Genomic DNA, 18,997 nt, shown 5'->3' with positions numbered 1-18,997 from the left:
CGGGATTCGTGGTCAGCCTACGCGGGCGCGCGACCGTCCCGTGAACAGGCCGCACGCCGCGGACGGCGGGCGCCTAGGGTGAGCGGCATGGCGCACGGCACGGCATCCTCGATGGCACGGGCGGAGCGGTTCACCCGGTCCATCCCGGCGATGATCGCCGCCGACACCCCCACCTTCAGCTTCGAGTTCTTCCCGCCGAAGGACGACGCCGCCGAGGTGCAGCTGTGGGAGGCCGTCCGGCGCCTCGAGAAGATCTCGCCGAGCTTCGTGTCGATCACCTACGGTGCCGGCGGCGGCACCCGCGACCGCACGGTGCGCCTGACCCAGCGGATCCTCGAGGAGACGACGCTGACGCCGATGGCGCACCTGACGTGCGTCGGGCACTCGGTGTCCGAGCTGCGCGGCATCGTCGGGGCGTACGCCTCGGCCGGGGTGCGCAACATCCTCGCGCTGCGCGGCGACCCGCAGGGCGGGCTCGGCCGGCCGTGGGTGGCCCATCCCGAGGGGCTCGACCACGCCGACGAGCTCGTCGGCCTCGTGCGCGGGCTCGGCGACTTCACCGTCGGCGTCGCCGCCTTCCCCGACGGCCACCCCGAGTCCGCCGACCCCGCCGACGACGTCGAGACCCTCGTCCGCAAGGAGCGGGCCGGGGCCGAGTTCGCCATCACCCAGATGGTGTTCGACGTCGACAACTACCTGCGGCTGCGCGACGAGCTGGCCCGACGCGGGTCGCGGCTGCCCGTCGTGCCGGCGATCATGCCGATCACCAACGCGCGCCAGGTCGTCCGGATGGCCGAGCTCGCGGGCCAGCCGATGCCGAGGGCCGTCACCGACCGCCTCGACCGGCACGGCGAGGACGCTGCGGGCGTGCGCGCCGAGGGGATGGCCATCGCCACCGAGTTCGCCCAGCGCCTCCTCGACGAGGGCGCGCCCGGCATCCACTTCATCACCATGAACCGGTCCTCGGCCACGCTCGAGGTCTTCGGCCGGCTCTGACGGCACCAGCGGACGTTTGCTCGTCAGCTCGTCAGCTCGTCAGCACGTCAGCCGGGGCGCCCGCGCTCCGCGTCGTCCGTCGGGAGCGGGCGCGTCGGGTCGGCCCGACGCCGGGGAGGCCGGACGCCCGGTGGGGCGGCGTCGTCGGTGGGTGCGCCGCGTCCGGTCGGGGTGGCGATCCCGACGCGCTCGCCCCACGCGTCGTAGCGGCGCTTGAGCCGGCGCAGGCGCCCCGCGAGCTTCCACACGATGAACGCGCCGACGGCCAGGAGCAGCAGCGCGATCGTCGCCGCGGCCCACGGGTGGGCGATGGCGAGGGCCGTGACGCCGGTGACCGTGATGTCCTCGCCGGTGCTGACGACGATGTTGCTCGCGGGCTCGGGCGAGGTGTTGATGATGCCGCGCAGCCCGGCCTTGACGCCGTGCGAGACGAGCGCCGTGACGCCGCCGGTGGCGGCACCGACCGCGGCGGCGAGGCCTGCGGTCTCGTGGCCGATGAGGTAGCCGATCGTCGCGCCGACGGCCGGGCGCACGACGGTGTGGACCGAGTCCCACACCGAGTCGACGTAGGGGATCTTGTCGGCGACGAGCTCGAGGACGAAGAGGATCGCGGCGCCGACGAGGACGTCGGTGCGGCCCAGGGCGTCGGGGATCTGCCCGACGTGGAGGAAGCGGTCGGCGATCCCGAGGACGAGCACGACCGCGTAGGCGTTGATGCCGCTGCCCCACCCGGTGGTGAAGGCCATGGGGATGAGCTCGGCGCCCACGTGACTCCTTGCTGTCTGCCGGTCGGCCGGTGTCCGGTCGTGCCCGGCCGAGGGCCGAGCACCGGTCCAACGCTGCCGACGCTCCCGTATTCCCCGGGCCGGCGCAAGGGGAGGCGGGCGGCGGGTCTCGCGGCAGCAGGACGGGCCCGGGGCGTGGACGGACGGGACCCCTGCGCCCTTCCGGCCACGGACCGGGCCCGTGGTGTGCTCCCACTCTGGCCGAGCCCGTCGCGGGGCTCCTGAGCACTGGTACTCAGCTCCGGTCGAAAGGGACGGACCAGCCGGAACCGGGCGGGTCGTCGGCGGGTCGCCGGCTGGGTCGTCGGCGGGGCGTCGACCGCCTTGACACGGTGTCGGCGGCAGGGGTTACGCTGATGGTGTTCGAACAGATGTTCGAACGATCATCGTTCAGTCCAGTCGTCGGTTGGGGTGTCGGCTGTCCGTGTGGGGCGCGGGCGGCCTGGGTCGTGATTTCCCGCTTCGACGTGTCCGAGGGAGACGTGTCGTGGTGCGCAGGTTCAGTGATGTCGTGCAGGTCAGGGTCCGGTCCGAGCAGCAGTCCGAGCCGGTTCGGCAGTCCGGGCAGTCCGGGCAGTCCGGGCAGTCCGGGTGGGACCGACAGCAGGAGGGGTCCGCCGCGGGTGCCCGGGAGCGGCCCGAGGCCTTCATCTGGAAGGGCCGCCTCTACGTCGTGCGCGAGGTCCTCGCCCAGTGGCGCGAGCGGCGGGCCTGGTGGCACGACGCGCTCGACGCCGAGGAGTCGCAGGTGCGGCCCGGCGAGACGCTCGTCGCGGCCGCGAGCGAGCAGCACGTCTGGCGGGTCGAGGCGAGCCCGGGGTGGTCGTTCACGCCCGGGGTCTACGACCTCGCCCACGACGCGTCCCCGCGTGGCGACCACTGGTCTCTCGTCCGGGTCGCCGACTGATGTCCGTCGCACCCGCCTCTGCACCCGTACCTGCCTCTATGAGAGAGAGGAGCCGACCCGTGGCCGCCGCACCCCTGCACCGCCCACCCATCTCGATCGCCGTGCTCACCCTGCTCGACCGCTCGAGGGACACCCTCGAGTCGGCCTGCCGCGCGAGCGAGGCCACCGAGCGCTACCGCGACGCCCACCTCGGGGCCCTCCGCGCCGCCGCCGCCCTCGTCGCGGCCCGCACGGCACCGACGCCACGGTCCCGGCCCCGCAGCGTCTGGCAGGTGCTGCCCGTCGTCGCCCCCGAGCTGGGGGAGTGGGCCGCCTTCTTCGCCGCGTGCTCCGCGCGCCGGTCCGTCGTCGACCGCGGCGGCCACATCGCACCGCGTGAAGCCGACGACCTGCTCCGCCAGGCCGAGATGTTCCTCGAGATCGTCCAGGACCTGCTCGGGGTGCCGCTCGCCGTGCCGCTGCCACGGACCATCACCCCGGTCTCGTCCGGGTCGAGGAGCCGTGCGAGCCGGGCATGACGAGCACGACCACCACCAGCACCAGCACCACCGGCACGGCCATCGGCACGACGGGCCTGGCGGTCTCATCGGTCTCGTCGGTCTCATCGGTCTCATCGGTCAGGGCCGCTCGCGGCGGCGACGGCTTCGTCCACCTGCACGTCGCGAGCGGCTACTCGATGCGCTACGGCACCGCCACGCCGCGCCAGCTCGTCGAGCGGGCCGCCGCCTGGGGGCAGCCGGCGCTCGCACTCACCGACCGCGACGGCCTCTACGGGGCGGTCAAGTTCGTCCGTGCCTGCATGGAGCACGACCTCGCGCCCGTCCTCGGCGTCGACCTCGCGGTCGAGCCGCCGGGTGCCGGTCGCCCGCCTCGGGCCGAGCACGTCCGCACCCCGGTCCGTGGCGGCGCCCTCGTCGACCCGCGCCTGCCCCGCGTCACCGTCCTGGCCCGCGGCCAGGCCGGCGGCCTCGCGCCCGGGCTCGGGTGGGCGGCCCTGTGCCGGCTCGTCACGGCCACCCACCTGCGTGGCGAGCGCGGCACACCGGTCACGACGGCAGGCCTCCTCGCCGAGCACGCCCGTCCCGACGCCGAGCACGCCCGCCCCGACGCCGGGCCCGCGCCCCTCGTCGTCCTGCTCGGGCCCGACTCCGACGTCGGCCGAGCCGTCCTCGCCCGCCGCCACGGCGAGGCCCGGGCAGCCCTCGAACGGTGGGTCGCCCAGCTGCCGCCCGGGGCCGTCGTCGTCGAGCTCGTCTGCCACGGCGGACCGGAGCACCTACCAGGCAGCCTCGGCCAGGCCGGCCGGATGCTCGCCCTCGCCCGCGAGGTCGGGGTGCCCACCGTCCTCACGGCGGCGGTGCGCCACGCCGACCCCCAGGACGCCGCCGTCGTCGACGTCCTCGACGCCGCCCGCCGGCTCGTCGCCCTCGACACCCGCCACCTCGACCGCGTCACGACCGCCGGCCACCTCGCGCCGACACCGGTCATGCACGCGCTCGCCCTCGACGTCGTCCAGGTGTCCGGCCCCGGCTTCGTCGGGGGTGGGGCGCTGGCCCGCGAACAGGCCCACGAGCTCGTCGCGCGCACGACGTCCCTCGCCACCCAGTGCGTCCAGGACCCGCGCGCCGACCTCGGCATCGGCTCGGTGCACCTGCCCGAGCCCGACGTCCTCGGCATCCGTCCCGGCACCAACCCGCAGCACGTGCTCGCGCGCCGCTGCCGCGAGTCGATCGCGACCCGCTACCCCGACCGGTCCGGGCCCGAGCTCACCGCCGTCAGCGACCGCCTCGAGGACGAGCTCGGCGTCATCGAGACCCTCGGCTACGCCACGTACTTCCTCACCGTCGCGCAGGTGTGCGACCTCATCCGCGAGATGGACGTGCGTGTCGCGGCCCGCGGCTCCGGCGCCGGCTCGCTCGTCAACTACCTGCTCGGCATCTCCGGCGTCGACCCGATGCGCCACGGCCTCCTCATGGAGCGGTTCTGCTCACCGCTGCGCGCCGAGCTGCCCGACATCGACATCGACGTCGAGTCGGCCCGCCGCACCGAGATCTACGAGCGCATCCTCGAGCACTTCGGCGGCGAGCGTGTCACGTGCGTCTCGATGATGGACACCTACCGGGTGCGCCACGCGATCCGCGACGCCGGGGCGGCGCTCGGCCTGCCGCCGCCCGAGATCGACGCCATGGCCAAGGCGTTCCCGCACATCGCCGCCCGCAACGTGCGCCACGCGCTCGCCGAGCTGCCCGAGCTGCGGGCGTCCGGCCTCGACGTGCCACGCCTGCAGCTGATGTTCGACATCGTCGAGCGCCTCGACGGCCTGCCCCGGCACATCGCCCTGCACCCGTGCGGCGTCGTGCTGTCCGACTCCGGCCTGCTCGACCGCACGCCCGTCGAGGCCAGCTGGCTCGGCTTCCCGATGAGCCAGTTCGACAAGGACGACGTCGAGGAGATGGGCCTGCTCAAGCTCGACGTCCTCGGCATCCGGATGCAGTCGGCGATGGCCCACGCCGTCGAGGAGGTCGAGCGCGTCGACGGCGTCAGCGTCGACCTCGACGACGAGGAGCAGGTGCCCTTCGACGACGAGCCGACCTTCGAGATGATCCGCTCCACCCGCACCCTCGGCTGCTTCCAGATCGAGAGCCCCGGGCAGCGCGAGCTCATCGGCAAGTTCGGCCCGCGGACCTTCGAGGACCTCATCGTCGACATCTCGCTGTTCCGGCCCGGCCCGGTCAAGAGCGACATGATCGTGCCGTTCCTCAACGCCCGCCAGGGCTGGAAGGAGCCGGCCTACCTGCACCCGACGCTCATCCCGGCGCTCGAGGAGACCGAGGGCGTCGTCGTCTTCCACGAGCAGGTCCTCAAGATCGTCGCCGAGACCACCGGCGTCAGCCTCGCCCACGCCGACGAGGTGCGCCGCGCCCTCGGCACGCCGGCCGGTCAGGAGCGGATCGAGGCGTGGTGGCGCCCGGCCGCGAGGGCCCGGGGCTACGCGCCCGCCGACGTCAACCGCATCTGGGAGGTCCTCAAGGCGTTCGCCTCGTTCGGGTTCTGCAAGGCGCACGCCGCCGCCTTCGCCCTGCCGACCTACCAGTCGGCCTTCCTCAAGGCCCACCACCCGGCCGCGTTCCTCGCCGGCGTGCTCACCCACGACCCCGGCATGTACCCCAAGAGGCTCATCCTCGACGACGCCCGCGCCTTCGGCGTCACGATCCTCGGCCTCGACGTCAACGCCTCCACCGGCACGTACCGGTACGAGCGCACCGACGACGGCGGCGAGGCCATCCGTCTCTCGCTCGCCGACGTCCACGGCATCAGCGAGGCGGAGGTCGCCCGCGTCGTCGCCGGGCAGCCGTACTCGAGCCTGTCCGACTTCTGGCAGCGGGCCCAGGTCTCGCGCCCGGTCGCCGAGCGGCTCGTCCTCGCCGGGGCCTTCGACTCGATCCACGGCATCGACCTCGGCGGACCGTCACGTCTCGACGACGCGGGCGGCCTGTCCCGCCGGGCCCGCAGCGGCCTGGGTCGGCGGGGCCGGGTCACCCGGCGCGACCTGCTCCTGCACGTCGCCGAGCTCGACCGGTGGTCCTCCTCGCAGCGCCGGTCCGGTCGCCGGGTCGCAGCCGCCGGCAGGTCGCGTGGGCGGGTCACGTCGGTGTCGGCCGCCGGTGACATCCGTGCCCTCGCGGCGGCCCAGTCGCAGGCGTCCGCGGGGGTGCCCGAGCACCTCGCCACCCAGCTGACCCTCGACCTCGGCGACGCGCCCCAGCTCACCGCCACGAGCGGCCTGCCCGAGATGACCGGCCCCGAGCGGGTCCGCGCCGAGCTCGAGGTGCTCGGCCTCGACGCGTCGGGCCACGTCGTCGACTTCTACCGCCCGCTGCTCGACACCCTCGGCGTCACCCGGGCCCGTGACCTGCTCGAGGGTCGCAGCGGCCGCGAGGTGTGGGTCGCCGGGGTCAAGGTCGCCACCCAGACCCCGCCGATCCGCTCCGGGCGCCGCGTCGTGTTCCTCACCCTCGACGACGCCAGCGGCCCGGCCGACCTCACCTTCTTCGAGGACGTCCAGGGCCCGTACGCCGCGACGGTGTTCCACTCCTGGCTCATCCTCGCCCGCGGCCTCGTGCGGCGCACCGGCCCGCGGGGCGTCTCGATCCGGGCCACCGGCGCGTGGGAGCTGTCCGCGCTGCAGGAGGCGTGGACCGCCGGCGGCGTCGAGGCCGTCCACGCGGCCCTCGAGGAGGCCGACCGCGCGGCGTGGGAGCGCGCCGGTGCGCTCGAGGGCCCGGGCTCCGGCGTCGGCGAGACTCCGGAGGGCCGGCGCGTCCTCGTCCACGCCTCGGGTTTCCGGCAGTCGCCGTACGCCGACATCCGCCCGGCGGGCGAGGAGGTGCGCGGCGCCCGGGGCACGGCGGGGCTCGTCCCGACCGACCCGAGTGGCGTCGGTGGCGTCGGTGGCGTCGGTGGCCCGCCGCGCAAGCTGTGGCACGCGAGCCCGGGAAGCTCGGGGCACTAGGGTGATGATGCACACGAACCACCCGCGCGACCACCTGCGCAACCACGCGACCGACGTTCCCCGGAGGACCCCGTGCCCGACGAGCAGCGCCCCCAGCGACGCGGCGGAGTCCGGCCCTCGGCCGTCGTGTCCGCCGTCGGACGCATCGCGAGCGAGTGCGCCGACCGGCTCGGCCGTCCGCTCGACGTCCTCGACCTCGGGGGCGGCACCGGCGGCGTCGCCGTCCCGCTCGCCGAGGCCGGCCACCGCGTCACCGTCGTCGACCCCAGCCCCGACGCGCTCGCGGCCCTGGCCCGGCGTGCTCGCGAGGCCGGCATCGTCGACCGGGTCACCGGCGTCCAGGGCGACGGCGACACCCTCGCCAGCGTCCTCGCCGACCACTCCGTCGACCTCGCCTGCTGCCACGGCACCCTCGAGTTCGTCGACGACCCCGACGCGACGCTGCGCGCCCTCGCGGCGGCCCTGCGACCCGGTGGCGTCCTGTCGCTGCTCGTCTCAGGCCGGCTCGCCGTCGTGTTCGCCAAGGCGATCGCCGGCGAGTTCGCCCAGGCCCGCGCCGCGCTCGTCGACCCGTCCGGCCGGTGGGGCGGCACCGACCCGCTCCCGCGCCGCTTCGACGCCGACCAGCTCGAGGCGCTGCTCGGTGCGGCCGGCTTCACCGACGTCCAGGTCCGCGGCACCAACATCGTCGGCCACCTCGTGCCGGCCTCCCTCGTCGACTCCGACGCCGACCGGGCGGCTCTCGTCGAGCTCGACGAGCTGCTCGTCTCCGGTCCCGGCCGCGAGTTCCTCCGCACGCTCGGCAATGCCCTGCACGTCGTCGCCCGCCGCGACTGACGGGCCCGCCGCTGCCGACGCGCCCGCCGGGACGGGGTGCCGCCGGTGAGCCGCCGCCAGTTCACGGCTCCGACGCGTCCGGACGGCCGACCGCCCGACGACGCCGGGTGCACCGTCCTGCACGTCGACATGGACGCCTTCTACGCGTCGGCCTCGCTCATCTCGCGGCCCGACCTGCGCGGCAAGCCGGTCATCATCGGGGGAGCGAGCGGCCGCTCGGTCGTGCTGTCGGCCACCTACGAGGCACGCGCCTTCGGGGTCGCCTCGGCGATGCCGATGGCCCGGGCCCGGCGCCTGTGCCCGCAGGCCGTCGTCATCGAGCCGGACCACCGGCGCTACGCCGCGATCTCCGAGGCCGTCATGGCCACCTTCGCGACCGTCACCGACACCGTCGAGCCGCTCTCCCTCGACGAGGCCTTCCTCGACGTCTCCGGCGCGATACGGCGCCTCGGCAGCCCGGCCACCATCGCCGAGCGGCTGCGCGACACCATCGCCGACGAGCAGGGCATCACGTGCTCGGTCGGGGTGGCGCCGACGAAGTTCGTCGCCAAGCTCGCCTCGAACCTCGCCAAGCCCGACGGGCTCATCGTCGTGCCGCGCGAGGAGGTCGTCTCCTTCATCCACCAGCTGCCGGTCGCGGCCATCTGGGGTGTCGGCGACAAGACCGAGGAGCACCTGCACCGGCTCGGCCTGCGCACCGTCGCCGACCTCGCCCACACGCCGGTCGAGACCCTCCAACGCGCCCTCGGTGACGTCGCCGGCCGCAACCTGCACGACCTCGCCTGGGGCCGTGACCCCCGGCACGTCGTGCCGGAACGCCGCGAGAAGTCGATCGGGGCCGACGAGACCTTCGCCCACGACATCGACGACCCGGTCCGCATCCACCGCGAGCTGCTCCGCCTCGCCGACCGCACCGCGGCCCGGGCCCGGACGGCCGGGATGTCGGGGCGCACCGTGTCGATCAAGGTTCGGTTCGCCGACTTCACGACGATCACGCGGGCCAAGACCCTGCGCCACCACACCGACGTCTCGCGCGACATCTACGCCACCGCCCGCGAGCTCTACGACCGCCTCGGCCTCCAGCGGGCCCGCATCCGCCTCGTCGGCGTCCGGCTCGAGGGGCTCGTCCCGACCGAGAACGCCCCCATCCAGGCCCGCCTCGACGAGCCGGAGAAGGGGTGGCGCGACGCCGACCGCGCGGTCGACCGGGCCAGCGCTCGCTTCGGTGCCGGGTCGGTGCGGCCGGCCAGCCTCATGCGTGACCCGACCTCGGGTTCCCATCGTGAGACGCGGGACCTATCCTGAGGGAAAGAGACCCCAGTCGGGTGTCGCCGGAATACGATTGGTGACAGTCGAGATCGCACAGGGAGGTGCCTAGTGGCACTCTCGGAACACGAGGAAGCCCTGCTCCAGCAGATGGAGGAGGCCCTCTATGCCGAGGACCCGCGCTTCGCGTCGCGGATCCGCAAGACCAAGTCGCGTGGCGCCGGGCGAGGCAGGATCGTCGCCGGAGTCATCGCGGGCGTGGCGGGCCTGGCGCTCGTCGTCTTCTCGGCCATGAGCAGCACGATCTGGCTCGGTGCCGTCGGCTTCGCGATCATGGTGGCCGGCATCGTCTACGCGATCACGCCCTCGAAGACGCGCCTCGCGGCCGTCGACGCCGACGGCACGCCCAAGCCGCGCCCCGCCGGGCGGCAGAAGGCGAGCTCGCGTCAGGGCACCTTCATGGAGCGCCTCGAGGAGCGTTGGGAGAAGCGTCGCCGCGACCAGTGGTGACACCACTGCGACGACCGCACGAACGGAAGGCCGCCATCCCGTCGGGAGGGCGGCCTTCGTGCACGTCCCCGCCCTGTCCGCGGGTCCGGGATGTCCGGAACGTCAGGCGCGTCCGCGGAGACGTCGGTGTGAGAAGCGCCACGTGGGAGATGCGTGGGAGATGTGTGGGAGACACGAGTGAGACGCCCGGTCACGGACGCGTCAGGTAGACCCCCGCCACCCACGTCACGAGGATGCCGACCGCCGTCAGCAACTCGATGCCGGTGCTCGTGACGACGGCGCGCACGGCTTCGCGGGTGGCCGACCAGGCGCGCGCGTGCTCGCGGTGCTTGATGCGCTCGAGCAGGTAGACGGTCAGGACGAAGCCGAGCGGTCCGCCGATGACCGGTATGACGAAGAAGCCGACGACGGCCACGAGTGCGGCGATCGCCACGAACGTCGAGTCGACGCCGCGGCTGGTCATCCGCCGGCCGGGCACGAGGTACTTGGCTGTCATGCCCACGGCGAGCAGGACCGTCGCCACGGCGAGGACGACCCAGCCGGCCGCGTCCTGACGCAGCAGCGCCCACGCCAGGACACCACCCCAGACCAGGAGGAGCCCGGGCAGCACGGGCACGACGACGCCAGCGGTCCCGACCAGCATGGCCACGAGGATCAGGAGATTGGTCTCGGTGATCACGGGTCAGCCGGTCGGGACCGCTGGGACGTGTGGTGGACGCATCGCGTCCGTGGGCTCCGTTGCCGCGCTCCGGACCTGCCGGTCAGCGCTCGTCGACCGAGGCGGAGGCCTGCGTCTCGACCAGTCGGGCCGTCTCGTCGTGGATGTCGACGGCCTTGTCCGCCAGCGCCGGGAGGTGCTGACGGCCGTGGTGTGCGCAGAAGAGGAGCTCACCGCCGCCGACGAGGCGGGCGCGGATGTAGGCCTGGGCGCCACACCGGTCGCAGCGGTCTGCTGCAGTCAACTCGGGTGCCAGTGCTGTCGTCATCTCAGTGCTCGCCTTCTCTCTGTTCCTCGGGGACCTCCCCGGAGGGATGTCCCGCGTCCTCGAGGCTCGGGGCTCCTGCGGCTGCCCGTCGTCCTCGCGGCTGTTCCAACAGTGAATCACGCGGAATGCTTCCCCGATGGCACGCTCGGCTGCAAGGGCCCCGCAAGATTCCCGGATCGTTATGGACTGTCGAGGGTTCGGAGCCGATGACGGTCCGGATGCCTCGCAGTTCGGCCCCCCTCCGCCGGCGCCTGGTCCATACCCGCAAGGGGCCCGCGACCGTCGCCGCGAGCCTCCGAAGGGTCGTCGGCGATGGTGGCTAGGCTGCAGGGTGCCGGCCGGGACCGGTGGACCCTCCGTGGACTCCCCGTGAAGCCCCCTCCCGCCGCCGGCGAGCAGTCCGACGAAACGAGAGAGAACCGACACCCGTGGCCTCCGCCTCCCGCCCCGCCCCCTCCGGCAACGGCGACTACACCGCGCGTCACCTGCAGGTCCTCGAGGGCCTCGAGGCCGTGCGCAAGCGTCCCGGCATGTACATCGGCTCGACCGACCAGCGCGGCCTCATGCACTGTCTCTGGGAGATCATCGACAACGCCGTCGACGAGGCGCTGACCGGCGTCTGCACCGACATCCAGGTCATCCTCGGCTCGGACGGCTCGATCGAGGTGCGCGACAACGGCCGCGGCATCCCGGTCGACATCGAGCCGCGCACCGGCCTGTCCGGCGTCGAGGTCGTCTTCACCAAGCTGCACGCCGGCGGCAAGTTCGGTGGCGCCTCCTACGCCGCCACCGGTGGCCTGCACGGCGTCGGCGCCTCGGTCGTCAACGCCCTGTCGGCACGGCTCGACGTCGAGGTCGACCGGGGCGGCAAGACCTACGGCATGAGCTTCCGTCGCGGCGAGCCCGGCACCTTCACCGACGCCCAGGGCGCACCGCACTCGCCCGAGGCGTCGTTCACGCCGTACGAGCGCAAGAGCGCGCTGCCCGTCGTCGGCAAGGCCAAGCGCGGTGTGACCGGCTCGCGGGTGCGCTTCTGGCCCGACCGGCAGATCTTCCTCAAGGACGCCGAGCTCGACTACGAGGCCATCCTCGGCCGCGCGCGGCAGACCTCGTTCCTCGTCCCCGGCCTCCGGCTCGTCATCCGCGACGACCGCCGGCTCAAGGGCACGCCGGGCGAGGAGGGCCCGATCGAGGACGTCTTCCAGCACGACGGCGGCATCACCGACTTCGTCGAGTTCCTCGCCCCCGACACCCCGATCACCGACGTGTGGCGCCTGGAGGGCTCGGGCACCTTCACCGAGACGGTCCCGGTGCTCGACGTCAACGGCCACATGACGCCCACCGAGCTCGAGCGCGAGTGCGGCGTCGAGGTGGCCCTGCGCTGGGGCCAGGGCTACGACACGAAGATGCAGTCCTTCGTCAACATCATCACGACGCCGAAGGGCGGCACCCACGTCGCCGGCTTCGAGCAGTCGATCGTCAAGGTCTTCCGCAAGCAGCTCGAGGTCAACGCCCGCCGGCTCAAGGTCGGCAACGACAAGCCGGAGAAGGACGACATCCTCGCCGGCATGACCGCGGTCGTCACGGTGCGCCTCGCCGAGCCGCAGTTCGAGGGCCAGACCAAGGAGGTCCTCGGCACCAACGCCGTGCGCGCCATCGTCGCCAAGGTCGTGGAGAAGGAGCTGACCGAGCGCCTCACCTCGACCAGGCGCGGCGACAAGGCCCAGGCCTCGCTGCTGCTGGAGAAGGTCGTCTCGGAGATGAAGTCGCGCATCAGCGCGCGGCTGCACAAGGAGACACAGCGACGCAAGAACGCCCTCGAGAGCTCGACGCTGCCCTCGAAGCTGCGCGACTGCCGCACCACCGACGTCGAGCGCTCCGAGCTGTTCATCGTCGAGGGGGACTCGGCGATGGGCACCGCCAAGGAGGCGCGCAGCTCGGAGTTCCAGGCCCTGCTGCCGATCCGCGGCAAGATCCTCAACGTCCAGAAGGCGTCGGTCTCCGACATGCTGAAGAACGCCGAGTGCGCCTCGATCATCCAGGTCATCGGCGCCGGCTCGGGCCGCAGCTTCGACCTCGACGCGGCCCGCTACGGCAAGGTCATCATCATGACCGACGCCGACGTCGACGGCGCCCACATCCGCACGCTGCTGCTGACGCTCTTCTTCCGCTACATGCGACCGCTCGTCGACGCCGGCCGCGTCTACGCGGCGATGCCGCCGCTGCACCGCATCGAGGTCATCAACGCGGGCGCGAAGAAGAACGAGCTCATCTACACCTACAACGAGGTCGAGATGCGCCGCACCCTGGCCCGGCTCGAGAAGTCGGGCAAGAAGATCAAGCAGCCGATGCAGCGCTACAAGGGCCTCGGCGAGATGGACGCCGACCAGCTGGCCGACACGACGATGGACCCGCGCCACCGCACGCTGCGCAAGGTGACGATGCGCGACCTCGAGGCCGCCGAGCGGGTCTTCGAGCTGCTCATGGGCAACGAGGTCGCCCCGCGCAAGGACTTCATCATCGGGTCCGCGTCCGAGGTCGACCGGGAGCGCATCGACGCCTGAGGGCGCCTGGGGGCGTCTGAGGACGCCGCCGGGTTGGGCGTCCGCGGGACGCCGCCCGGGGTGGCGTGCTTACCATGTGCGTGCCGGCGGGGCTCCCTCCGGCGTTGTCGTCGAGAAGGGGTGTCGATGGTGGGCAACGGCGGTGCCGACGGTTCGGTGGACGCGGAGCGCGACGAGCGCTGGGCGGGTCCCGCCGGGCGTTCGCAGGGTGGTGCGGGCACCGAGGGGGAGAGCTTCACCGTCGAGGTGCCGGTCGACGCCACAGGTTCCGCGACCGCGTCGGCGCAGGACGACCCGGTCGCGCCGGTCGAGCCCGACCACCTGTCGGCGGGCCCGCCGGTCCCCGACGAGGACGTCGCGGTGGCCCGCATCGACGAGGCCCCGGAGCGCACCGTGCCGGCCACGAGCTACCTCTCGCCCGACGAGCTGCGCTGGGCCGCCGACCGCATCGGCGCCATCTCGGGCTCCTTCGCGGCCCGCGTCGTCGGGCAGGCCCGACTGCAGGAGACCCTGCTCATCGCCCTGCTCACCGGCGGCCACGTGCTGCTCGAGAGCGTGCCGGGTCTGGCCAAGACGACGGCCGCGCAGACCGTCGCGCAGGCGGTCGGTGGCCGGTTCCACCGGATCCAGTGCACGCCCGACCTGCTGCCGAGCGACATCGTCGGCACGCAGGTCTACAACCAGCACTCCGGCGCCTTCGAGACCCAGCTCGGCCCGGTCCACGCCAACTTCGTGCTCCTCGACGAGATCAACCGCAGCAGCGCCAAGACCCAGTCGGCGATGCTCGAGGCGATGCAGGAGCGGCAGACCTCGATCGGCAACCGCAGCTACGCCCTGCCGGACCCGTTCCTCGTCCTCGCGACCCAGAACCCCATCGAGCAGGAGGGCACCTACCCGCTGCCCGAGGCCCAGCTGGACCGGTTCATGCTCAAGGACGTCCTCGACTACCCGTCGCCGGCCGAGGAGGCCGAGGTGCTGCGGCGCATCGACGCCGGGGTGTACGCCCGACCGGGCACGCCGGTCGTCTCGACCGACGACGTCAAGCAGCTGCAGGGCCTCGTGTCACGGGTGTACATCGACCCGGCGATCGTCAACTACGTCGTCGGGGTCACGTACGTGACGCGCCACCCGCGCGACTACATCGAGCCGCGTCTGGCCGGCTACGTCGACTTCGGGGCGAGCCCGCGGGCGAGCATCGCCTTCACGAGCGCCGCGCGGGCCCGGGCCCTCATCGACGGCCGCAACCACGTGGTCCCCGACGACGTCAAGGCACTGACCCACCGGGTGCTGCGCCACCGCGTCACCCTCGGGTTCGAGGCCGCGGCCGACGAGGTGCCGGTCGAGCGCGTCATCGACGCCATGGTGGGCGGGATCCGCACTCCCTGACCGGGGTGGGAGCCACCATGCCGACGACGCTGCTGACCCGGGTGAAGAGCAAGCTCTTCGTCCACGCCCGCCGGAGGTCGCGCAGCCTCCTGGAGGGCGAGTACGCGTCGGTCTTCCACGCGCGCAGCCTCGACTACGACGACCTGCGGGCGTACGTGCCCGGCGACGAGGTGCGCGACATCGACTGGAAGGCGACGGCGCGCCACCAGTCGCCGCTCGTCAAGCGCTACGTCGCCACGCGCAAGCAGAACCTCATGCTCGTCGTCGACACCGGTCGGGGGATGGCCGCGACGACCCGCAGCGGCGAGACGAAGAAGGATGTCGCGATCGCGGCCGCCGGGCTCGTCGGCTACCTGGCCCAGCGGCACGGCGACCTCGTGGGCCTCGTGCGTGGCACGGCGTCCACGACGGTGTCCCACGAGCTGCGGGGGAGCGAGGCCCACCTCGAGCTGCTCCTGCGCGCGGTCGATGCCGCGACCCGCCTCGACGGCGACCAGAGCAACCTCGCGACCCAGCTGCGGTGGGTCGTGCGCAACGTGCGTCGCCGGCTCGTGCTGCTCGTCGTCTCCGACGACCGCGACCTGGACCCCGCTCTCGACGACCTCCTGCGCCGGCTCCACGTGCAGCACGAGATCCTGTGGCTCACCGTCGAGGACGCCGACCCGACCGCCGTCGAGGGCGACCGCACCACCTACGACGTCGCCGACACCTACACGCTGCCGACGCTCGTGCGTCTCGACCGAAAGGTGCGGGCGGCGTACGCGCGGACGGTGCAGGAGCGGGTGCACCGCACGGCCACCCTGCTCGACCGCCGCGGCATCAACCACGCCCGGCTCGGGTCGAGCGACGAGGTCGTGCCGACGGTGTTCGCCCTGCTCGAGAGGCAGCGTCGTGCACGCCGCTGACGCGCCGCCGCCCGGCTTCTACGCCCCGGACCCGTACGCGTCACGGTGGCTCTGGCTCGGCATCGCGACCCTCGCGCTGGTCGCGCTCTGGTACGCGTGGGTGCTCTGGTCGACGCGGCGTCGCCGGGTCGTCGTGCCGCCGCGGATCACCCTCGACCGGCTGACCCGGCTGCGCGCCGACTACACCCACCAGATCGACGTCGTCCTCGGTCGGGCCGCGGCGGGCGAGATCACCCAGCGGCGGGCCCACCAGCAGCTGAGCGTCCTCGTGCGCCACTTCGTCCAGGAGGTCTCCGGCGTCCACGCGCCGACGATGACCCTGACCGAGCTCACCGCCTCGGGGGAGCGGTTCACGCCCGTCTCGCACGTCGTGGGTCGCCTCTACCCGGGCGAGTTCGCACCGCACGAGGCGCAGACCGTGGCCGGCGCCGGCGAGGTGGCCAAGCAGGTGGTGGCGCGATGGGCCTGACCTCCCTCGACCTGAAGTGGCCGGCCGTACTCACCGTCGGCCTGCTCGTCGTCGCGGCTGCCGCGCTCGCCGTGTACCGGCTCCGGGTGCGTCGCGCCGCACGCGCGGGGGCGGCCGTGGCCAACTCGCGGGCGCTGACCGAGCTGCCGGAGTTCCGCCACGCCCTGCGCGTCCACCGGGTCCGGATGGGCGTGCTCACCGGCAGCGCGGCCCTGCTCGCATGCGCGGCACTGCTTGGGGCGGCGCGTCCCCTCGACGCGACGATCGACAAGCCGCAGACCCGGTCGCGCGACATCATGCTGTGCCTCGACATCTCCGGGTCGATGGCCGCCTACGACGCCGAGCTCGTGGCCACGTTCAAGACGCTCGTCAGCAGCTTCGAGGGCGAGCGCATCGGCCTCGTCATCTTCAACTCCTCGGCCGCCACGGTCTTCCCGCTCACCGACGACTACGACTTCATCAACGACGAGCTCGACACGGCGGCCGCCGCGCTGGGCGGCGACCCCGACCAGGAGTCGTTCTTCGCCGGCACGTTCAACGGACGCGGCACCTCCCTCATCGGCGACGGCCTCGCGACCTGCGTGTCGAGCTTCGACCGCGTCGACCTCCAGCGGGCCCGCTCGGTCGTCTTCGCCACCGACAACCACGTGGCGGGGCGCCCGATCATCGACCTCCCGGAGGCGGGAGAGCTGGCCAAGGCCAAGGGCGTCCGTGTCTACGGCCTCAACCCGGAGGAGGACGGGCCCGACGACGAGGCCGCCGAGATGCGCGAGGTCGTCACGGGTACGGCCGGCCAGTACTACCCGATGAGCGACCCGGCGGCGATCAAGGGGATCGTCGACGCGGTCCAGGCCCAGGAGGCCACGATCATCGACTCCGCGGCCCGGGCGCTCTACTCCGACAACCCGACCGTGCCGATCCTCCTCGCCGGGGTGGGGCTCGTCGGGGTCGTGGGAGCGAGCCGGAGGTGGTCGACGTGAGCCTGCTGCCCGTCCTCCCGTGGCCGGTCCTGCTCGTCCTCGTCGTGGCGGGCCTGGCCGCCGTGTGGTGGAACCCGTCGTCCCGGGCGACGCCGGGGGAGTCGCGGGCCACCCACTGGCGCCTCACCGCCGGGGTCGTCCTGCTCGGTCTCGCGGCGCTGCGCCCCGGGGTGCCGGGCGACCAGGTCGACACCACGGCGGCCAACCTCAACGTCTACTTCGTCGTCGACACGACGAGCAGCATCATCGCCGAGGACTACGGTGACGGCCAGCCCCGCATCGCCGGCGTCGCCGCCGACATCGCGGCCATCGCCGAACGCCTGCCCGGGGCGCGCTACAGCGTCGTGACCTTCGACCAGGCCACCCGCGTCCGGCTGCCCCTGACGACCGACACCAACGCGCTCGACGCCGCGCTCCAGACGCTCATGCCCGAGCCGTCGGAGTACTCGCACGGGTCCTCGGTCACGGAGGCGAACGACCGGCTCAAGACGCTGCTCGAGCAGGCTCGGCAGCGCACCCCCGAGCGCGGCCGGATCGTCTACTACCTCGGTGACGGCGAGCAGACCGCGCCCGACCCGCCGACGCCGTTCGCGATCGACCACGCCCTCGTCAACGGCGGCGCCGTGCTCGGTTACGGCACGAGCGACGGCGGCCGGATGAAGTCGACACGCTCGCGGTTCGACTCCAGCTCCTCCTACATCAAGGACCCCTCGACCGGGGAGGACGCGCGCTCGGTCATCTCCGAGCCGACGCTGCGCCAGATCGCCGAGCAGCTCGGCGTCCCGTACGTGCACCGGCAGTCCGGCGACGGGGTCGACGAGGCGCTCGCCGACGTCGACCTCGCCCAGTTCGGCACGAGTGAGCAGGTGGAGAAGCAGAAGGTCGCGGCTCGGCGCGAGCTCTACTGGATCGCGCTTGTCGGCCTCGCGGGGATCGCGGCGTGGGAGGTCGGCGCGGGCGCCGCAGCGCTGGCCCAGACCCGCCGACGCAAGGAGGTGGGGTCATGACCTCGCTGCTCGACCGACCCGTACCCGCTCCCGAGGACACCCCTCGCCCCGGCGGACGCCTGGCGGCTCTGCGCTCGCGGCTCCCGGGTGGCGCGCGCGGCCGTGGGGAGCGGTCGGACCTGCTGCCCCGACCGCCCCAGGTGCGGCGACGCCGACGCCGCCTCGTGCTGGCCTCCCTGCCCGTCGCCGTGCTTCTCGTCCTCGTCGCGGCGCGCCTGCTGACGCTCAACGTCGTCCACGACCGCACGCTCGACGCGTACACGGCCGGCGACGCCGAGCGCACGATGACGTGGGCGCAGCGGCAGGGTTGGGTCAACGTCGTCGAGCAGTTCCGGGCCCCGTTCGCCGTCGGCGACGCGCACATCCTGACCGGCCACTACGCGCTGGCCCGCCCGTGGTTCGAGCAGGCCTTCGAGCTGGTCCCCAAGGGTGGGATCGACGACTGCAAGGTGCGGGTCAACCTCGGCCTCACCTACGAGGCGCTTGGCGACGACGCCAAGGCCCGTGAGCGCACCGACGAGTGGAAGCAGTTCTACGACAAGGGGATCCGCATCACCAAGGAGCGGCCGCCGCTGTGCGACGCTCCCGAGGGCGGGCAGACCGGTGACCAGCTGCAGCAGGCGCAGCAGCGGATGGAGCAGAAGAACGCCGACGCGCCACCCGACCAGGGGCAGGGCAACGAGGACCAGCCGCAGCCCGGCCCGACGCCGCAGCCGACCCCGACGCCCGACCCGAACCAGACGCCGAGCCAGGAGGAACAGGACTACCTCCAGCAGCAGCAGCGCCAGAACACCATCGAGCGCAACCAGCAGCAGGGCCAGGACGACCGGATCCAGCCCGGCGACGGCGGCCAGACCTACCCCAAGCCCTGGTGAAGGCCCTTCCT

At 73.1% G+C, this 18,997-nt stretch carries 17 protein-coding genes; 14 read left to right on the top strand and 3 right to left on the bottom strand.

Translation table 11 applies throughout. The features are described 5' to 3' along the window. The first annotated feature begins 87 nt into the window (after window positions 1–87). Window positions 88–996: a methylenetetrahydrofolate reductase [NAD(P)H] gene (metF, locus tag RY076_RS13145; protein WP_323098664.1), complete on the top strand. Its 909-nt coding sequence runs from the start codon at window positions 88–90 to the stop codon at window positions 994–996. A 47-nt stretch (window positions 997–1,043) separates the two neighbouring features. Here the strand turns inward: metF and RY076_RS13140 are convergent, their stop codons facing one another. Further along, window positions 1,044–1,763 (bottom strand): DUF4126 domain-containing protein, encoded by a 720-nt coding sequence (locus RY076_RS13140; RefSeq protein WP_323098663.1) that lies wholly within the window; start codon window positions 1,761–1,763, stop codon window positions 1,044–1,046. A gap of 529 nt (window positions 1,764–2,292) precedes the next feature. Here RY076_RS13140 and RY076_RS13135 point away from each other — a divergent pair. From RY076_RS13135 to RY076_RS13110, 6 genes are all read left to right on the top strand, one after another. After that, window positions 2,293–2,688 (top strand): DUF6504 family protein, encoded by a 396-nt coding sequence (locus tag RY076_RS13135; protein ID WP_323098662.1) that lies wholly within the window; start codon window positions 2,293–2,295, stop codon window positions 2,686–2,688. 59 nt (window positions 2,689–2,747) lie between these two features. Beyond that, window positions 2,748–3,206 carry an SAV_6107 family HEPN domain-containing protein gene (locus RY076_RS13130; RefSeq protein ID WP_323098660.1) on the top strand — a complete coding sequence of 153 codons (459 nt, stop codon included), beginning with the start codon at window positions 2,748–2,750 and terminating at the stop codon, window positions 3,204–3,206. Next, complete coding sequence (locus tag RY076_RS13125) at window positions 3,203–7,201, top strand: DNA polymerase III subunit alpha (RefSeq protein ID WP_323098658.1); 3,999 nt, start codon at window positions 3,203–3,205, stop codon at window positions 7,199–7,201. The genes RY076_RS13130 and RY076_RS13125 overlap by 4 nt, the downstream gene beginning before the upstream one ends. Before the next feature lie 72 nt (window positions 7,202–7,273). Beyond that, window positions 7,274–8,038 (top strand): class I SAM-dependent methyltransferase, encoded by a 765-nt coding sequence (locus RY076_RS13120; RefSeq protein WP_323098657.1) that lies wholly within the window; start codon window positions 7,274–7,276, stop codon window positions 8,036–8,038. 45 nt (window positions 8,039–8,083) lie between these two features. Continuing rightward, entirely contained in the window at window positions 8,084–9,343 is a 1,260-nt protein-coding gene (dinB, locus tag RY076_RS13115; protein ID WP_323098655.1) for a DNA polymerase IV, read from the top strand. Between the two features lie 72 nt (window positions 9,344–9,415). After that, window positions 9,416–9,814, top strand: a complete 399-nt coding sequence (locus tag RY076_RS13110; RefSeq protein WP_323098653.1) for a DUF3040 domain-containing protein — start codon at window positions 9,416–9,418, stop codon at window positions 9,812–9,814. A gap of 190 nt (window positions 9,815–10,004) precedes the next feature. Here the strand turns inward: RY076_RS13110 and RY076_RS13105 are convergent, their stop codons facing one another. Together RY076_RS13105 and RY076_RS13100 are read right to left on the bottom strand one after the other, a co-directional pair. Continuing rightward, on the bottom strand, window positions 10,005–10,457 hold the full coding sequence (locus RY076_RS13105; protein WP_323098652.1) for a DUF456 domain-containing protein: 453 nt from the start codon (window positions 10,455–10,457) through the stop codon (window positions 10,005–10,007). 118 nt (window positions 10,458–10,575) lie between these two features. Next, window positions 10,576–10,800, bottom strand: a complete 225-nt coding sequence (locus RY076_RS13100) for a DUF7455 domain-containing protein (protein ID WP_323098651.1) — start codon at window positions 10,798–10,800, stop codon at window positions 10,576–10,578. A gap of 428 nt (window positions 10,801–11,228) precedes the next feature. Here RY076_RS13100 and RY076_RS13095 point away from each other — a divergent pair, with 428 nt between their 5' ends. The 7 genes from RY076_RS13095 to RY076_RS13065 all read left to right on the top strand — a co-directional run bounded on the left by RY076_RS13095 (window position 11,229) and on the right by RY076_RS13065 (window position 18,986). Next, window positions 11,229–13,364 (top strand): DNA gyrase/topoisomerase IV subunit B, encoded by a 2,136-nt coding sequence (locus RY076_RS13095; protein ID WP_323098649.1) that lies wholly within the window; start codon window positions 11,229–11,231, stop codon window positions 13,362–13,364. Window positions 13,365–13,733: 369 nt separating this feature from the next. Then, window positions 13,734–14,750: an AAA family ATPase gene (locus RY076_RS13090; RefSeq protein WP_413785779.1), complete on the top strand. Its 1,017-nt coding sequence runs from the start codon at window positions 13,734–13,736 to the stop codon at window positions 14,748–14,750. A gap of 17 nt (window positions 14,751–14,767) precedes the next feature. Next, window positions 14,768–15,655 carry a DUF58 domain-containing protein gene (locus RY076_RS13085; protein WP_323098645.1) on the top strand — a complete coding sequence of 296 codons (888 nt, stop codon included), beginning with the start codon at window positions 14,768–14,770 and terminating at the stop codon, window positions 15,653–15,655. Further along, entirely contained in the window at window positions 15,642–16,124 is a 483-nt protein-coding gene (locus RY076_RS13080; protein WP_323098644.1) for a hypothetical protein, read from the top strand. The genes RY076_RS13085 and RY076_RS13080 overlap by 14 nt, the downstream gene beginning before the upstream one ends. After that, window positions 16,115–17,104, top strand: coding sequence for a vWA domain-containing protein (locus RY076_RS13075; RefSeq protein ID WP_323098642.1), 990 nt, complete (start codon window positions 16,115–16,117; stop codon window positions 17,102–17,104). The genes RY076_RS13080 and RY076_RS13075 overlap by 10 nt, the downstream gene beginning before the upstream one ends. Then, the gene (locus RY076_RS13070; protein WP_323098640.1) at window positions 17,101–18,111 is read left to right on the top strand and encodes a VWA domain-containing protein; all 1,011 of its coding nucleotides are present in this window, start codon (window positions 17,101–17,103) and stop codon (window positions 18,109–18,111) included. The genes RY076_RS13075 and RY076_RS13070 overlap by 4 nt, the downstream gene beginning before the upstream one ends. Continuing rightward, complete coding sequence (locus tag RY076_RS13065; protein ID WP_323098638.1) at window positions 18,108–18,986, top strand: tetratricopeptide repeat protein; 879 nt, start codon at window positions 18,108–18,110, stop codon at window positions 18,984–18,986. Before RY076_RS13070 ends, RY076_RS13065 begins: the two co-directional genes overlap by 4 nt. Window positions 18,987–18,997: the final 11 nt, after the last annotated feature.

It is taken from the genome of Intrasporangium zincisolvens, assembly GCF_034724055.1.
Taxonomy (GTDB): Bacteria; Actinomycetota; Actinomycetes; order Actinomycetales; family Dermatophilaceae; genus Monashia; species Monashia zincisolvens.
Note: the sequence above shows the minus strand (reverse complement) of the source record. Positions and strands in the feature narration are given on the sequence as shown.